The sequence below is a fragment of the Pelagimonas sp. genome, from assembly GCF_058892305.1.
In genome coordinates this window covers 15,616-30,500 of the sequence record NZ_JBZXVN010000044.1, presented here as the reverse complement: position 1 = coordinate 30,500, position 14,885 = coordinate 15,616, and the positions used below count along the sequence as shown (strand labels likewise).

General features: G+C 57.2%; 14 protein-coding genes and 2 tRNA genes. 14 read left to right on the top strand and 2 right to left on the bottom strand.

Features of this window, described 5'->3' with window-relative positions; genetic code table 11:
• Positions 1-45: 45 nt before the first annotated feature.
• The 4 genes from glpX to AC5EFR_RS17735 all read left to right on the top strand — a co-directional run bounded on the left by glpX (position 46) and on the right by AC5EFR_RS17735 (position 3,332).
• Entirely contained in the window at positions 46-1,014 is a 969-nt protein-coding gene (gene glpX, locus AC5EFR_RS17750) for a class II fructose-bisphosphatase (protein WP_493577091.1), read from the top strand.
• Positions 1,015-1,305: 291 nt separating this feature from the next.
• Positions 1,306-3,051: a single-stranded-DNA-specific exonuclease RecJ gene (gene recJ, locus AC5EFR_RS17745; RefSeq protein WP_493577090.1), complete on the top strand. Its 1,746-nt coding sequence runs from the start codon at positions 1,306-1,308 to the stop codon at positions 3,049-3,051.
• Positions 3,052-3,133: 82 nt separating this feature from the next.
• Positions 3,134-3,208: transfer RNA gene (locus AC5EFR_RS17740), tRNA-Glu, on the top strand.
• Between the two features lie 49 nt (positions 3,209-3,257).
• Positions 3,258-3,332 (top strand) — tRNA-Glu (locus AC5EFR_RS17735).
• A gap of 85 nt (positions 3,333-3,417) precedes the next feature.
• On the opposite strand, the gene AC5EFR_RS17730 is transcribed toward AC5EFR_RS17735, so the two are convergent.
• Both AC5EFR_RS17730 and AC5EFR_RS17725 read right to left on the bottom strand, forming a co-directional pair.
• Entirely contained in the window at positions 3,418-4,089 is a 672-nt protein-coding gene (locus AC5EFR_RS17730) for a hypothetical protein (RefSeq protein ID WP_493577089.1), read from the bottom strand.
• Between the two features lie 116 nt (positions 4,090-4,205).
• Positions 4,206-5,567: an aminotransferase-like domain-containing protein gene (locus AC5EFR_RS17725; RefSeq protein WP_493577088.1), complete on the bottom strand. Its 1,362-nt coding sequence runs from the start codon at positions 5,565-5,567 to the stop codon at positions 4,206-4,208.
• A 123-nt stretch (positions 5,568-5,690) separates the two neighbouring features.
• Between AC5EFR_RS17725 and AC5EFR_RS17720 the strand changes: the two genes are divergently transcribed.
• The 10 genes from AC5EFR_RS17720 (at position 5,691) to hutC (ending at position 14,855) form a co-directional block, all read left to right on the top strand.
• Positions 5,691-6,074 carry a DUF983 domain-containing protein gene (locus tag AC5EFR_RS17720; RefSeq protein WP_299930379.1) on the top strand — a complete coding sequence of 128 codons (384 nt, stop codon included), beginning with the start codon at positions 5,691-5,693 and terminating at the stop codon, positions 6,072-6,074.
• Between the two features lie 351 nt (positions 6,075-6,425).
• Complete coding sequence (locus AC5EFR_RS17715) at positions 6,426-8,159, top strand: ABC transporter substrate-binding protein (RefSeq protein ID WP_431377221.1); 1,734 nt, start codon at positions 6,426-6,428, stop codon at positions 8,157-8,159.
• A 162-nt stretch (positions 8,160-8,321) separates the two neighbouring features.
• On the top strand, positions 8,322-9,386 hold the full coding sequence (locus tag AC5EFR_RS17710; RefSeq protein WP_493577087.1) for an ABC transporter ATP-binding protein: 1,065 nt from the start codon (positions 8,322-8,324) through the stop codon (positions 9,384-9,386).
• A 1-nt stretch (position 9,387) separates the two neighbouring features.
• Positions 9,388-10,473, top strand: coding sequence for an ABC transporter ATP-binding protein (locus AC5EFR_RS17705; protein ID WP_493577086.1), 1,086 nt, complete (start codon positions 9,388-9,390; stop codon positions 10,471-10,473).
• Positions 10,470-11,333 (top strand): carbohydrate ABC transporter permease, encoded by an 864-nt coding sequence (locus AC5EFR_RS17700; protein WP_299930391.1) that lies wholly within the window; start codon positions 10,470-10,472, stop codon positions 11,331-11,333. The genes AC5EFR_RS17705 and AC5EFR_RS17700 overlap by 4 nt, the downstream gene beginning before the upstream one ends.
• Positions 11,334-11,342: 9 nt before the next feature.
• Positions 11,343-12,140 carry a carbohydrate ABC transporter permease gene (locus AC5EFR_RS17695; RefSeq protein WP_493577085.1) on the top strand — a complete coding sequence of 266 codons (798 nt, stop codon included), beginning with the start codon at positions 11,343-11,345 and terminating at the stop codon, positions 12,138-12,140.
• Position 12,141: 1 nt separating this feature from the next.
• Positions 12,142-12,420, top strand: a complete 279-nt coding sequence (locus tag AC5EFR_RS17690; RefSeq protein ID WP_493577084.1) for a DUF2160 domain-containing protein — start codon at positions 12,142-12,144, stop codon at positions 12,418-12,420.
• A 173-nt stretch (positions 12,421-12,593) separates the two neighbouring features.
• A complete protein-coding gene (locus tag AC5EFR_RS17685; RefSeq protein ID WP_493577083.1) occupies positions 12,594-12,992 on the top strand; it encodes a BlaI/MecI/CopY family transcriptional regulator in 399 nt (132 codons plus the stop codon).
• On the top strand, positions 12,982-14,118 hold the full coding sequence (locus tag AC5EFR_RS17680; RefSeq protein ID WP_493577082.1) for a M56 family metallopeptidase: 1,137 nt from the start codon (positions 12,982-12,984) through the stop codon (positions 14,116-14,118). Before AC5EFR_RS17685 ends, AC5EFR_RS17680 begins: the two co-directional genes overlap by 11 nt.
• 53 nt (positions 14,119-14,171) lie before the next feature.
• Positions 14,172-14,855, top strand: coding sequence for a histidine utilization transcriptional repressor HutC (hutC, locus tag AC5EFR_RS17675; RefSeq protein WP_493577081.1), 684 nt, complete (start codon positions 14,172-14,174; stop codon positions 14,853-14,855).
• Positions 14,856-14,885 lie beyond the last annotated feature (30 nt).

Genomic DNA, 14,885 nt, shown 5'->3' with positions numbered 1-14,885 from the left:
GCTGTGGGCTAAACGGCAGACGCATTTCATCTTGAGGAACTCCCCATGTCCACGCCCACCGATTTCAACGACCGTATGCTATCTTTGGGCTTGGCCCGTGTTGCCGAACAAGCGGCAATTGCCTCTGCCGAGTGGATTGGACGCGGAGATGAAAAAGCCGCTGACCAAGCCGCGGTGAATGCCATGCGCGAGCAGCTGAACCTTTTGGACATCAAAGGCGTGGTTGTCATCGGCGAAGGCGAGCGCGACGAAGCGCCGATGCTTTATATCGGTGAAGAAGTAGGGAATGGCGACGGTCCCGGTGTGGATATTGCGCTTGATCCGCTGGAAGGCACCACGCTGACCGCCAAGGATATGCCCAACGCCTTGACCGTGATCGCCATGGGGCCGCGCGGCTCGATGTTGCACGCACCCGACACCTATATGGACAAGCTGGCGATTGGGCCGGGCTATCCCGAGGGTATCGTAGAAATGGACATGCCACCGGCGACCCGCGTGTCGGCTTTGGCGACGGCCAAGGGCTGTAAGCCATCTGACATCACTGTTTGTATCCTTGAGCGTCCGCGTCACGAAGAGATGATCGCCCAAGTGCGTTCGACCGGGGCAAGCATCCGTTTGATCACCGATGGTGACGTGGCCGGTGTTATGCACTGTGCTGAACCACACCTGACCGGGATCGATATGTATATGGGCCAAGGTGGCGCACCTGAGGGCGTTCTTGCGGCGGCAGCGTTGAAATGTATGGGCGGCCAAATGCAGGGCCGTCTTGTGTTCCGCAATGATGATGAACGCGCCCGCGCCGCCAAGGCCGGGATCACCGATCTCGACAAGGTTTATAGCCGTGATGAGATGGTGACCGCTGATGTGATTTTCGCCGCGACAGGCGTGACCAGCGGCTCGATCCTTCCGGGTATTCAGCGTGAGCCGGGTGTGATCACCACCGAAACCCTGTTGATGCGCTCCAAAACCGGGTCGGTGCGGCGCATGTCTTACCGTAACCCTGTTAAATCCTAAGGGATGCAGGTGCCCGGAATTGCGGGCTGAGATGTTAGAAGGCGGTTCGCGGTCACGCGGGCCGCTTTTTTCGAGGGGGAGGTGGGGCGCTGCCCCGGCACAAGCAGGCTTGTGACTCCTCGTGATATTTTGAGACAGAAGAAACTAAGGGTGCCCTTTGGCCCGTGACTCTTTTGACGCGCGCGGTGTTTGGCTTTTGAGTGAACGTCGATTGTGCCATGAAGGAGCTTAGCGGATTGGGTGGAGTGGCTTTTGATCGGGCGCTTTGAGGAATGAAGTCGTGGGGGCGTGATGAGCTATCTTGGTGTTGAAAGCAGTTTGACCGGGCGGCGCTGGATTGGGCCGGGAATCGAGATCGAACGGCAGGCCGAGGCCTTGATGCAGAACAGTGGCTTGCCACAGGCCATGTGTGGGGTTTTGGCCCGTTTGGGTGTCGCCCCGGACGAGGTGGAAACCTATCTCAACCCCAAGCTGCGGGATCTATTGCCTGATCCTAGATCCTTACGCGATATGGAGGTTGCGGCGACGCGGTTTTTGACGGCGGTTCGCGAAAGGCAACGCATTGCAATATTTGCCGATTATGACGTGGATGGCGGGACCTCGGGGGCCTTGCTGGTGGATTGGTTGCGCCAGATGGGGCGGCCATCGACGCTCTATGTGCCCGATCGGATTGATGAGGGCTATGGCCCCAATGAGCCAGCTATGGCGCGATTGGCAGCAGAGCACGATCTGATTGTCTGTGTGGATTGTGGGACGCTGTCGCACGACGCGATTGCAGCGGCCAAGGGGGCCGATGTGATCATTCTCGACCACCACCTTGGCGGCGAAACCCTTCCTGATTGTGTGGCCTGTGTGAACCCGAACCGGCAAGACGAAGACGGGGCGCTGGCGCATCTTTGTGCGGCGGCGGTGGTGTTCTTGATGTTGGTCGAGGCCGGTCGACAATTGCGCGAGGCAGGCGCACGCGGCCCGGATTTGATGGCGATGCTTGATCTGGTGGCCTTGGCCACAGTGGCCGATGTCGCGCCCCTTAAAGGGGTGAACCGGGCCTTGGTGCGTCAGGGTCTTAAGGTGATGGCAGGGCGGGGGCGGCCCGGTTTGGTGGCGCTGAGCGATGTTGCCAAGCTCGATAGCGCGCCGTCGTCTTATCACCTTGGCTTTGTGCTTGGTCCACGGGTCAACGCCGGGGGGCGGGTCGGTCAGGCCGATCTGGGCGCGCGGCTTTTGGCCTGTGATAACCCACATGAGGCACAGGCCATGGCCGAGCGTCTGGATGGCTTTAACTCGGAACGGCGAGAGATCGAGGCGGCGGTGCGGGCCGCAGCGCTTGCTCAGGCCGAGGAGCGCGGGCTGGATGGGCCATTGGTCTGGGCGGCGGGAGAGGGTTGGCATCCCGGTGTTGTCGGCATTGTCGCGTCGCGTTTGAAGGAACAAACGAACCGCCCGGCAATTGTCATCGGGTTTGATGGCGAAGACGGCAAAGGTTCGGGTCGCTCGGTGGCCGGTGTTGACCTTGGTGCGTCGATCCAAAAGCTGGCGGCCGAAGGGCTTTTGGTCAAAGGCGGTGGCCACAAGATGGCGGCGGGCCTGTCGATCGACAAAGACAAGCTGGAACCGGCGATGGAGCGGTTGGCCGAGCTTTTGGCGAAACAGGGCGCGGGCGAGGGCGGTGCCGCCGATTTGAAATTGGACGGTATGTTGATGCCCGGCGCGGCCACAGTAGATTTGATCGAAAAGCTAGAAACCGCCGGGCCATACGGGCAGGGCGCGCGCGGTCCACGATTTGCCATAGCCGATGCGCGCATCACCTTTACCAAACAGGTTGGGACGGGGCATTTGAAGATCGCCTGTGACGACGGCATGGGCGGGCGTCTTGAGGGAATCGCCTTTGGGGCCTTTGACGAGCCGATGGGCAACGCCTTGATGAATCACGGCGGTGCACGCTTTCATTTGGCCGGAAAACTTGAGGTGAATGAATGGGGTGGGCGGCGCTCGGCGCAACTCAGGCTAGAAGATGCGGCCCCGGCGAGCAGTTAGATGAAAAATGGGTGAAAAATCTGCAAGATTCCTCTTGCGAAGGACGCGTGCTCATTCTAAAAGCCGCTTCACGCCAAACGGCGCTCCGTTCGTCTATCGGTTAGGACGCCAGGTTTTCAACCTGGAAAGACGAGTTCGATTCTCGTACGGAGTACCATTGGCGGGCCATCTCGGGCCATAACTGAGGTGCTGTAAAGCAAAGCGGCGCTCCGTTCGTCTATCGGTTAGGACGCCAGGTTTTCAACCTGGAAAGACGAGTTCGATTCTCGTACGGAGTACCATTTTTCACTTCCCCACCAAATTCTCGATGAATTGCCCTGATGGGTCGTTTGTGGCTGTATTGGCATCTGGCTCGTCGCCCAGTTCCTAAAGGTCGTCGCGTAGGGATTTACCAAGATCGACCATGACGGTGAGGTCTTGGAGGTCTTTGACCGCGCCGGGCCGGCGCAGAGTTAGGCCATCGGGGTTGCGAATAATCACCGGAACCGCCTCGGTTTTGGTTGAGTTGCGGACGTCAGCGAGGGTGACGTTTTTGCGCAAGGTGTTCATAGCGGTTTCTTGGCCGGGGCTGGCCATGACAACGCCACCGGGATCACCGGCGGTGTCCTCGTCGATGCGAAGATCGAATCCTGTTTTACCCAACGCATGCAACGTTGCCTTGAGCGAGGCTTGGAGAATTTGTTGTCCGATGGCACCCCCGGCTTGCATCATGGCGACGCTTTTCTCTGGTAAGGGCATGCCAAGCACGGCTTCACCCTCGGGTAAGGCACCATGCGGGCTGTGCCATTCCACACGGCGATGCGTCATGCCATCAACGGCCCCATCGCCCGAAAAGATGATTTGAAGCGTCCAATCGTCCTTGAGATCGCGAAGCCGCGTTGTCCCGGTTTGCGGATCCTGAGAGTAGCGCCAACCTTGGGTCCGGGCAAATTCTTGGATTTTTTCTTCGCTTTGGCCGCCGCGTCGTATGGCAAGGGCAATCAGGCCCGACCCGATGAGGCTTGCGATGACCAATATTGCGATGACCGAAATGTCCATGTTACTGCTCCTTGGCTATCTGCGTTGGATATCCAAGGATTGCAAAGGTGTCAGGTCAGGTTTTCCGGCACCCGCCTCTGTGCCCTTCGGCGATGGTTTGGGACGTGAGGAGGGGCCTATCCGAGCCAATCTTGGCGTTCGACCGCATCCAAGAGGACGAGCAGATCAGATTCTAGTTGGTCGCGGCTTATCGGACCGCCGAGGCAAATGCGCAGCGCCTCGGGGGCGGTGTCGAGGGTGCAAAAAGCATCAGACGGCATAACACCGATTTGAAGGCCTCGTAGACGCGACAGGATGTCGGCGCGGCTGGTGCCTTGGGGCAGTGAGAGCCAAATGTTGTAGGCCTCAGGCGCGGAAGTGAGGGCGAGGTCGGGCAAAAGCTGGGTCGCCATGTCTTGGCGGGCGCGGGCTTCGTCGCGCAAAAAGGATTGTAACGCCGTTGCAGTGCCATCTTGAAACCAGCGCCCAGCCAGTGCGAGGCTAAGCGGCGACGACATGACGTTTTGGGCGCGCAGAGCTTGGGCAAAGCTGGCCATTTGTCCACGGGTCGGGACGCTGACATAAGCGAGCCGTAATCCGGCCCCGAGCAGTTTGGACAGGCCCATCACATGCCAAGCCAGACCGGGCAGGAGGCTGGAGATTGGTGCCGGGGCGTCTTGGGCTGTGAAGAGATAGGCATCGTCTTCGATTAACGGCAGGTCGTGCATTTGTAGCACCGCTGCGACCTCTCGGCGTCGTTTGGCGGGCATTGTCCGGGTTGTTGGGTTTTGCAGCGTTGGATTGAGATACAGCGCAACCGGGCGGTGGGCGATGATCAAATCAGAGAGTGCTTTGGTTTGAATGCCGTCGCCGTCGGACGGCACCCCGATCAGGCGCAGGCCAAGTTGGGCGGCGATGGCGCGTATGCCGGGATAGGTGAGGTCTTCGCATAGGACCGTCAGACCGGGATCAGCCATTTGCGAGAGGATCGCGTGGATCGCCGCATGAGAGCCGGGGGCAATGGCAAGGCGCGCCGGGTCTTGGGCCAATCCGTTCTGATCGAGCCACATCACGCCGGTTTCCCGATCGGCGGCCAAGCCGGTTGTCGATTGATAGCGCATCAAGGCGGGCAATTGCGGGGCGAGGGCGGTAAAGCCAGCCTGCATTTGTGCCAACAGGGCCGGATCGGTCGGTTCGGGGGGCATGTTCATGCGCGGGTCTTCTTCGACCAAACGCGGCGCGGCGCGGGGTTGGGTGGACGCGGTGACAAAGGTGCCGCGCCCAACAAAGCTTTCGGTGTAACCGCGCCGGGTGGCCTCGGTGTAGGCGCGCGATATGGTCGAAAAGTCGAGACCCAAAGCTTGGGCCAAGGTGCGTTGCGGTGGCAGGCGGTCACCGGGGCGCAGGGTGCCCGCGGTAATATCGGCGTGGATGGCTTCGGCGATGTCGATGTAGATCGGGGTGCCGGAGTCGCTTAGGCTTGGAGTCCAATGGGTCATGGCAGGGCTTTTGCCGGAGCTGCGACACTATTGCAATCAATTTGTATGCATAATGATTGCATTCAATTTTGTGAAGGTTTATGAGGCGATCATGATTTCAGGAGTGACCCTAGGAGAGTCTCCATGTCGGATGTGAATAGTGCTGTCGAGCCGCAAGAGCGCAATATCAAACGGGCCATCGGGCGGGGGCTTTTGTTGCGATGCCCGGATTGCGGCAAGGGCAAGCTGCTGCACAGCTATCTGAAGGTGAATGAGACCTGTGATTGCTGTGGGTTGGAATTGCACAAGGCCAAGGCGGATGACGGTCCAGCTTATCTGACCATTCTGATTGTCGGGCATATCTTGGCCTTTGGTTTGCACTATTCGTTTGTCACCTATCGGCCGGAACCGATGACCATCGTGTTGATCGGATTGGCGTTGACCATGAGCAGCAGCCTGTTGTTGTTGCCCCGGATGAAGGGTCTGATTATCGGATTTCAGTGGGCTAAACGGATGTACGGACTCTGATCCTGAGGGCCGGTAGGATGGCGCATGCCGCAGGCGAAAATTCACCCCCCGGTAATTTTTCGGAAAGAAGAAGCCGGGGGCTATGGCTTATGTTTGGGTTTGGACGTGGGTTCCGAATCTTTCGAAATTACCAAAAACAATTTGCGTTTTTGTTCGCTTTGCGTAAGTTGATGGGCATCCCAGAGTTGGGATTGCCCTTTTGTGCTTCTGGTAACCATCTGAGAAATAGTCAGTTTTACCAGTGCATAATGTCTACTAAAAAATTAGTTTGACAGCGCGCGCCGCAATGTGACACCCATAATACAGCCAAGGGTGAACATCCGCGGCATTACATTCAGGGAGGAGAGAAAGATGCGGAAGTATCTTTTCACCGCCGTTGCAGCGTCTGCTGTGATTGCGGGAACAATGGGGCATGCCGACATGGCGGCGGCCCAAAAATGGATCGACGAGGAATTCCAGCCGTCTGTCCTGACCAAAGATGAACAGAAGTCCGAACTTGACTGGTTCATCTCGGCGGCGGAACCGTTCAAAGGCATGGAAATCAACGTCCTGTCCGAAGGCATTCCGACGCATAGCTATGAATCCGAAGTTCTGACCAAAGCGTTTGAGGAAATCACCGGCATCAAAGTCAACCACCAGATTCTTGGTGAAGGCGAAGTTGTGCAGGCGGTTCAGACCCAGATGCAGACCAAACGGAATCTCTATGACGGTTACGTCAATGACTCCGATTTGATCGGCACGCATTCGCGTCTTCAGCTGGCCTATAACCTGACTGACCAGATGGCAGGCGATTGGGCGGGCACGACATCGCCAACCCTTGACCTGGCCGACTTTATGGGCAGCCAGTTCACAACCGGTCCCGATGGCGACCTGTATCAGCTCCCGGATCAGCAGTTTGCGAACCTCTATTGGTTCCGCAAAGACTGGTTCGATCGCGCCGACCTCCAGGAACAGTTCAAAGCAAAATACGGCTATGACCTTGGTGTTCCGGTCAACTGGTCCGCCTACGAAGACATCGCCGAGTTCTTTTCCAACGACGTCAAAGAAATCGACGGCACGGAAATCTATGGTCACATGGATTACGGCAAGCGGGCACCTGACCTTGGTTGGCGTATGACCGACGCGTGGCTGTCCATGGCTGGTGCCGGTTCCAAAGGTGAGCCAAACGGTGTGCCAATCGACGAATGGGGCATCCGCATGGAAGCCGGGTCCTGTAACCCAGCGGGCGCAAGCGTGTCTCGCGGTGGGGCAGCCAACGGTCCAGCGGCGGTTTACGCGATCCGCAAATGGGACGAATGGCTGCGTGCCTATGCGCCTCCCGGTGCGGCGTCTTATGACTTCTATCAGTCACTGCCAGCCTTGGCGCAGGGCAATGTTGCTCAGCAAATTTTCTGGTACACCGCGTTTACAGCGGACATGGTCAAGCCACAGTCCGAAGGCAACAACACGGTTGACGAAGCTGGTAAGCCCTTGTGGCGTATGGCGCCTTCGCCACACGGCCCTTATTGGGAAGAAGGCCAGAAGGTTGGCTATCAGGACGTTGGTTCTTGGACATTCCTGAAATCCACACCGTCTGATCGCGCTCAGGCCGCATGGCTCTATGCGCAGTTCGTGACATCCAAAACTGTTGATGTGAAGAAATCCCACGTGGGTTTGACCTTCATCCGCAACAGCTCGGTCAACCACGACAGCTTCTCTGAGCGTGCCGAAAACCTTGGTGGTCTGGTCGAGTTCTACCGTTCGCCTGATCGTGTGGCATGGTCGCCAACCGGTGTGAACGTTCCGGATTATCCAAAACTGGCGCAAATCTGGTGGCAGCAGATTGGTGACGTGAACTCGGGTGCCTTTACCCCGCAAGAAGCGATGAACCGTCTGGCCGAAGAAATGGACATCACCATGGCCCGTATGCAGCGCGCAGACGAGCAGGCGAATGTTTATGGCGGCTGTGGCCCACGCCTGAACGAGGAAAAGGATGCTGAGTACTGGTACGCCAATGGCGGTGCCAAGCCTCCTTTGGAGAACGAGAAACCCGCCGGTCAGACCGTCAACTATGACGAGCTGGTTGCACGCTGGGCGTCTGAGTAACTCCTCCTGACGCAGGCCGCGGTTCCTCCATCTCGCGGCCTGCTCACTCACTCCCTCTTGGCTCTGGTTCTTGCGCACAAGGATCAGAGCCTACTTTCCCCACTATTCACCGCCCGTGCCGACCCATCCCCCCGGGGGCATAGGTGAAAGGAGTAGCGCCTTATGGCACTCGAACTCAGACAGGTGACCAAACGGGTTGGCGGCGATCTGCACATCAAACCTGTGTCCCTGACCCTTGAGACTGGTCACTTTAACGTTCTTCTGGGCGCAACCGGATCTGGCAAGACCTCGCTGATTAAGCTGATGGCCGGCCTTGATCCAATTGCCGATGGCAGCGTGATTATGGATGGGACCGACGTCACCAAACTTAGCACGCAAAAGCGCAAGATCAGCCTCGTCCATCAGTTTTTCATCAACTACCCGCATATGACCGTGCGCGAAAACATCGCCTCGCCGCTCAAGGTGGCGGGCATGGCCAAATCTGAACTTGAGGGCCGTGTAGAAGAGGCCGCCAGCCTGTTGCAATTGGGCCCGATGTTGGATCGTCGCCCGCATGAATTGTCCGGTGGTCAGCAACAGCGCTGTGCGCTGGCCCGTGCGATTGCCAAGGAAAGCCGGGCGGTGTTCCTCGATGAACCCCTTGCAAACCTTGACTATAAGCTGCGCGAAGAGCTGCGGGCACAATTGCCGGAATTGTTCGCCGGGCGTGGCGCGGTGGTGGTTTATGCCACGTCGGAACCCGAAGAGGCGCTGATGCTTGGCGGGGAAACCGCGTTGATGGATGACGGACGCGTCACCCAGTTTGGTACAACCGCAGATATCTATCGCAACCCCGAAAACGTACAGGCGGCTGCGGTGTTTTCCGATCCGCCCATCAACACTGCGCCTGTGGTCAAGCAAGGCGATCAGGTCATGTTAAGCGCCGGTGTGAGCTGGTCAGTGAGTGGCGCGGCAGCGGGTTTGAGCGACGGCGAGTACACCATCGCGATCCGCCCGCACCATGTGTTGCCAGTGGCGAGCGGGGCGACGAACGTGCGCATGTCAGGTCGTGTGCAAGTGACCGAATTGACCGGATCAGAATCCAGCGCCCATTTCGAAATGGGGCAGGGGTCTTGGGTGTCACTCTCTCATGGCGTGCATCCGTATGAGGTTGGCGAGCTTCATGATTTTCATATGAATCCTTCGGAGTGCTACTTCTTTGCACCCGACGGCACACGGGTGGCGTAACATGGCTAAAATCACTCTCTCAAAACTACGCCATAGCTATTATCCCAATCCCTCTAGCCCGTCTGACTATGCGCTGAAAGAGATTGATCTGGATTGGTCGGATGGCGGTGCCTATGCCTTGCTAGGGCCATCTGGTTGCGGCAAGTCGACGTTGCTTAACATCATCTCTGGTCTGTTGGTTCCCTCCGAAGGGCGCATCTTGTTTGATGGCCAAGACGTGACCGAACTGGCACCCGACAAGCGCAATATCGCGCAGGTTTTCCAGTTCCCGGTGATCTATGACACCATGACGGTCTACGACAACTTGGCCTTTCCGCTGCGCAATCGCGGGCGGGATGAGGCGACTGTCAAGGAACGGGTCATGGCGATTGCCGAGATGCTTGAAGTCACTGATATGTTGGATCAAAAGGCCGCCGGTCTGTCCCCCGACAACAAGCAAAAGATTTCCATGGGCCGTGGTTTGGTGCGCGAAGATGTCAATGTTGTGATGTTTGACGAGCCACTGACCGTGATTGACCCCCATCTGAAATGGAAGCTGCGCAGCAAGCTCAAAGAGCTTCATCAACGTGTCAAAGCCACGATGATCTACGTGACCCATGACCAAACCGAAGCGTTGACCTTTGCCGATCAGGTGGTGGTGATGCAGGACGGCGAAGTGGTTCAGATCGGCACCCCGGTTGAGCTTTTTGAACGTCCTGCCCACACCTTTGTCGGCCATTTCATCGGCTCACCGGGCATGAATGTTCTTCCCTGCGAGGTGCAAGGTGGTCAGGCCCTTTTGGCCGGTCAAACAGTCCCGCTTGAGGGGGCCATCATTGGTACGCCCAATGGCAAAACCGAGATTGGCGTGCGACCCGAATTTGTCACTATCGCTGATGCGGGATTGGCGGCAACGGTTACCAAAGTCTCTGATCTTGGTCGCCATATGGTTATCGAATGTGATCTCGCAGGCGCACGCGTCAACGCCGTCGTCAACGGCTCGGCCCCTGACAAGGGCGCAACCGTTCACCTGTCGTTTAGACCTGATCAAACCCGTCTTTATGTCGACGGCTGGATCGCAACCCAAGCGCAGGAGGCTGCGGCATGAAAACCGAAAACAACAAAGGCTGGTTCTTTGTCCTGCCCGTTTTGATCCTTGTGGCGTTTAACGCGCTGATCCCGATGATGACGGTGGTCAACTATTCGGTCCAAGAGACCTTTGGTGACAACGTGTTCTTCTGGCAAGGTCTTGATTGGTTTGAACAAATTCTGCGCTCTGACCGGTTCCACGCCGCGCTTGGCCGTCAGTTCCTATTCACCTTTTTGATCCTTATCATCGAAATCCCGCTTGGCATTGCCATCGCACTTGCCATGCCGCGCAAAGGGTTTTGGGTGCCGGTTTGCCTTGTCACTATGGCGCTGCCGATGCTGATCCCATGGAATGTCGTCGGCGCGATGTGGAACATCTTCACGCTGCCCGATATCGGCCTTTTGGGATATTTCTTTAACCATGTTTTGGGCATCGAATATAACATGACCCAAAGCCCACTGGCCGCTTGGATGACGATTGTCACCATGGATGTGTGGCACTGGACGTCGCTTGTTGTGCTCTTGGCCTATGCCGGTCTGGTGTCGATCCCCGATGCCTATTATCAAGCCGCCAAAATCGACGGTGCCAGCAATTGGAGCGTCTTCCGCTACATCCAGCTACCCAAGATGAAAAACGTTCTGACCATCGCGATCTTGTTGCGGTTCATGGACAGTTTCAACATCTACACCGAGCCGTTCGTGCTCACCGGTGGCGGCCCCGGCAACTCGACCACGCTGCTTTCAATCGATCTGGTGAAAATCGCCCTTGGTCAATTTGACCTCGGCCCGGCGGCGGCCATGAGCCTGATCTACTTCGCAATCACCCTTTTGGTTAGCTGGCTGTTCTACACGCTGATGACCAAAGACGACCTGAACTGAGGACTGATCATGCAAAAACGATCCATCGTCCCCATCGTCTATATCCTCTTCCTGCTGTTGCCAATCTATTGGCTCGTGGCGATGAGCTTTAAGACGACCAATGAAATCCTGTCCGGGTTTTCTCTTTTCCCCCAGACCTTTACGCTGGAAAACTACAAGGTGATCTTCACCGACCCCAGCTGGTATTGGGGCTATATCAACTCAATCATCTATGTGTCGTTGAACACGGTGATCTCGGTGGCGGTGGCGCTTCCGGCGGCCTATGCCTTCTCGCGCTACCGGTTCCTTGGTGACAAACAGCTGTTCTTCTGGCTGCTGACCAATCGTATGGCTCCGGCTGCTGTTTTCGCACTGCCCTTCTTTCAGCTCTATTCGGCTGTAGGCCTTTTCGACACCCATCTCGCGGTTGCTCTGGCGCATTGCCTGTTCAACATTCCGCTGGCGGTATGGATTCTCGAAGGCTTCATGGGCGGTATCCCCAAAGAGCTAGACGAAACCGCCTTTGTTGACGGCTATAGCTTCCCGCGCTTTTTCGCGACGATCTTTATCCCGTCGATCAAGGCGGGGGTCGGCGTCGCCGCGTTCTTCTGTTTCATGTTCTCATGGGTGGAACTGCTGCTCGCCAAAACCCTGACGGCGGTCTACGCCAAGCCGATCGCGGCCACGATGACCAAAACCGCCTCAAGCGCGGGTTATGAGTTGGGGCTGCTGGCGGCGGCGGGGACTCTGACAATCATTCCGGGCGCAATCGTGATCTATTTTGTCCGCAACTATATCGCGAAGGGCTTCGCGATGGGGAGGGTTTGATATGCTTTCATGGATGGCATGGACCTGGCCAACGGCTTTGGTTTTTATCGGAATTTTCAGCGCGATCGGGGTTCTGACGTTTTTGGAAATCCGCCGACCCGGAGGGGATGAGCGCAAAGGCGTGCTTGGCCTGACCACAACCCGAGGGGATCGCTTGTTCATTGCCCTGTTAGGCACAAGCTACATCTTTTTGGCGTGGCTTGGGTTGGTGGGGCAACCGGTCTGGTGGCCGCTGTTCATATCAATCGGTTGGGGCGCCTTCTGCTTTTGGAAGGTCTGACCCTTAAACACGATCCGATGCGCTTGCGGGCGCATCGGTCGCTTTTCCTCTTGCCAGACAAATTCCGAAGGGGAATGGCTTCCAGCGGCCCTCGACTAAAGAAATAGTTTTGAACATGAGTGATGTTCGTATACGTTCGCCCGAACACCTGATTTGACCGGAAACCAACGCAAATGCGCAAGAAACACGACAAATCCCTTCTGACCGAGGTCGAACTCGAGTTTATGAACGTGATTTGGGAACTCGGCCAAGGCACAGTCCGCGAGATCCACGCCAAAGCCAATGAGGCTCAGGAACGTGCATATACATCGGTGGCGACCGTGCTCAAAATCATGGAACAGAAAGGGTTCTTGACCTCTGGTCGCAAAGAGCGGTCCTTGGTCTACAAGCCCTCGGTACCAAAGGCAGATTATCAAAAGGCAAGCCTTAAGAACCTATCAAGCAAGCTTTTCAACGATGCCCCTGCAACTCTGGTTGCGCGCCTTGTGGAGGACGAGGACGTGACCAATGAGATGCTCATGGAGATGCGGGCGCTGCTAGAGGAAAGGTTGGGGGAGGACAATGAACGCTGATGCTGTTCTGAATGCATATATCGACCTAAATCTGCTACTTTTAGTGGGTATAACGGTCTGGATGGGGCTCCGATGGGGCCTGTCGAAATCAAAGCTGGGCTTTGAGTTCATCCGTCAAAAAACGCTTTTGACATGGATGATTGCCGGTCTTGTTGCCGCGCCTTTTGTGGCGGATGGCTTAAACGGCACCCTAATCACGCAAGCGCCGAACCTAAGTGACATGTTGGTGGCGCAATACCTGTCTGGCAATGTCAGCATGAGCGCGACTGAGTTCGAAGGGCTGCTTGGCGCACGCGAAAGCTTTGAGCGGGATGTTCTGCTTGGGCAATCGACATTGGCTCAGGCCCTTTGGGGCTTGCTGGCTGTTGGGGCGGTTCTGTCTGTGCTGATCACCCTGCGCGCCGCTTTGAAACTGCGCGCAATTCTAACGGCGTCTTATGTCTTGCGCCGTATCGGTCGCGTGCAAATTCTTGTGTCGGAAACAACGCGGATTGCCTTTGCCACCCGTGGTTTGCGCAATCGCTATGTGGTTCTGCCGTCGGGGATGCTTCATTCCGGAACAGACTTGCGCATGGTCGTCGCTCATGAGTTGCAGCATTTTCGCCATGGTGATGTGGAAACGGAGTTTTTGTTCGAGGCGTTGCGTCCGATCTTGTTTTGGAACCCTGCCTTTTTCATCTGGCGTCAGGAAATCCGCGCGATGCGGGAATATGCTTGTGATCAGGCGCTTGTTCGCCGTCACGGTTTTGATGCCCGCGCCTATTGCGAATGTTTGATCCGCGCCTGTGAAAGCGCAATTCAAGCCCGTCGGGGGGCGCATCTGTCAACGCCAACGGTAGGTCTTGTTGACCTGCGCAATGCCCGCCGCGGCGCGACGCTGAAACGCCGCATTGTGGCAGCGACCGCGACCCGCGAGGTTGAAGATGCCCGTTTTGGTTGGCTGATGCTATTGGCAGCGCTGCTAAGCCTGAGCTTTGCCACGGCTTTGATGATCCAACGCCCGGCGGATTGGAGCCATGATCGGTTGATGTTGTCGACGATCGTCAATCTGGAACGCATGGCGGCGCGCAATGCTGCGCCTGTCCAATCGGACCTACCGGCCGGTTTTGTGTTCTCGTCCTACTGACCCTGTTTTGTCTGCGCTTGTGTTGATAAGGTGCAGACAAAAGAGGCGGAGACATGAGCTATAAAGACATCAAAGCCGATGTATTGCGCCGTATCACATCGGGCGATTGGCCGCCGGGGCATTTGATGCCAAGCGAGCTTGAGCTTTGCGATGAATACGGCAGCGCCCGCGCCACGGTTAACCGGGCCTTGCGGGAGCTGGCCGAAGAAGGTGTGTTAGAGCGCAAACGCAAATCTGGCACCCGCGTTCGCAGCGCCCCGAAACGGCAAGCGCGGTTTGATATCCCATTGACCCGGTTGGAAGTTGAAGGCCGAGGTGCGGTCTATCGCTATGCTCTGGTGGCGCGAGAGGCCTGTGACGCGCCAGATTGGCTGCGGGCGCGTATGGCGCTTGGTCCTGCGGATCGGGTGCTTCATCTAACATGTATGCATTTTGCCGATGGTCAGCCGTTTCAGCACGAGGATCGCTGGATCAACCTCGCGGCCTTGCCGCAGGCGGAAGGGGCGGATTTCGGAGCGGTTGGCCCAAACGAATGGCTTGTGGCGACGATCCCGTTTTCCGATGTCGAGATCGGGTTTGGCGCGGTGTCTGCGGAGCCGGATTTGGCGGCATTTATGGGATGCGTAAACGGCGAGGCGCTTTTCCAGATGGAGCGCGCGACCTGGTTTAACAGCCAGCCGGTGACCTACGTGCGAATGAGCTATCAGCCCGGCTACCGGATGCGCACACGCTATTGAGGTTTCGGGACGTCGCAACGGGCGCCCAAA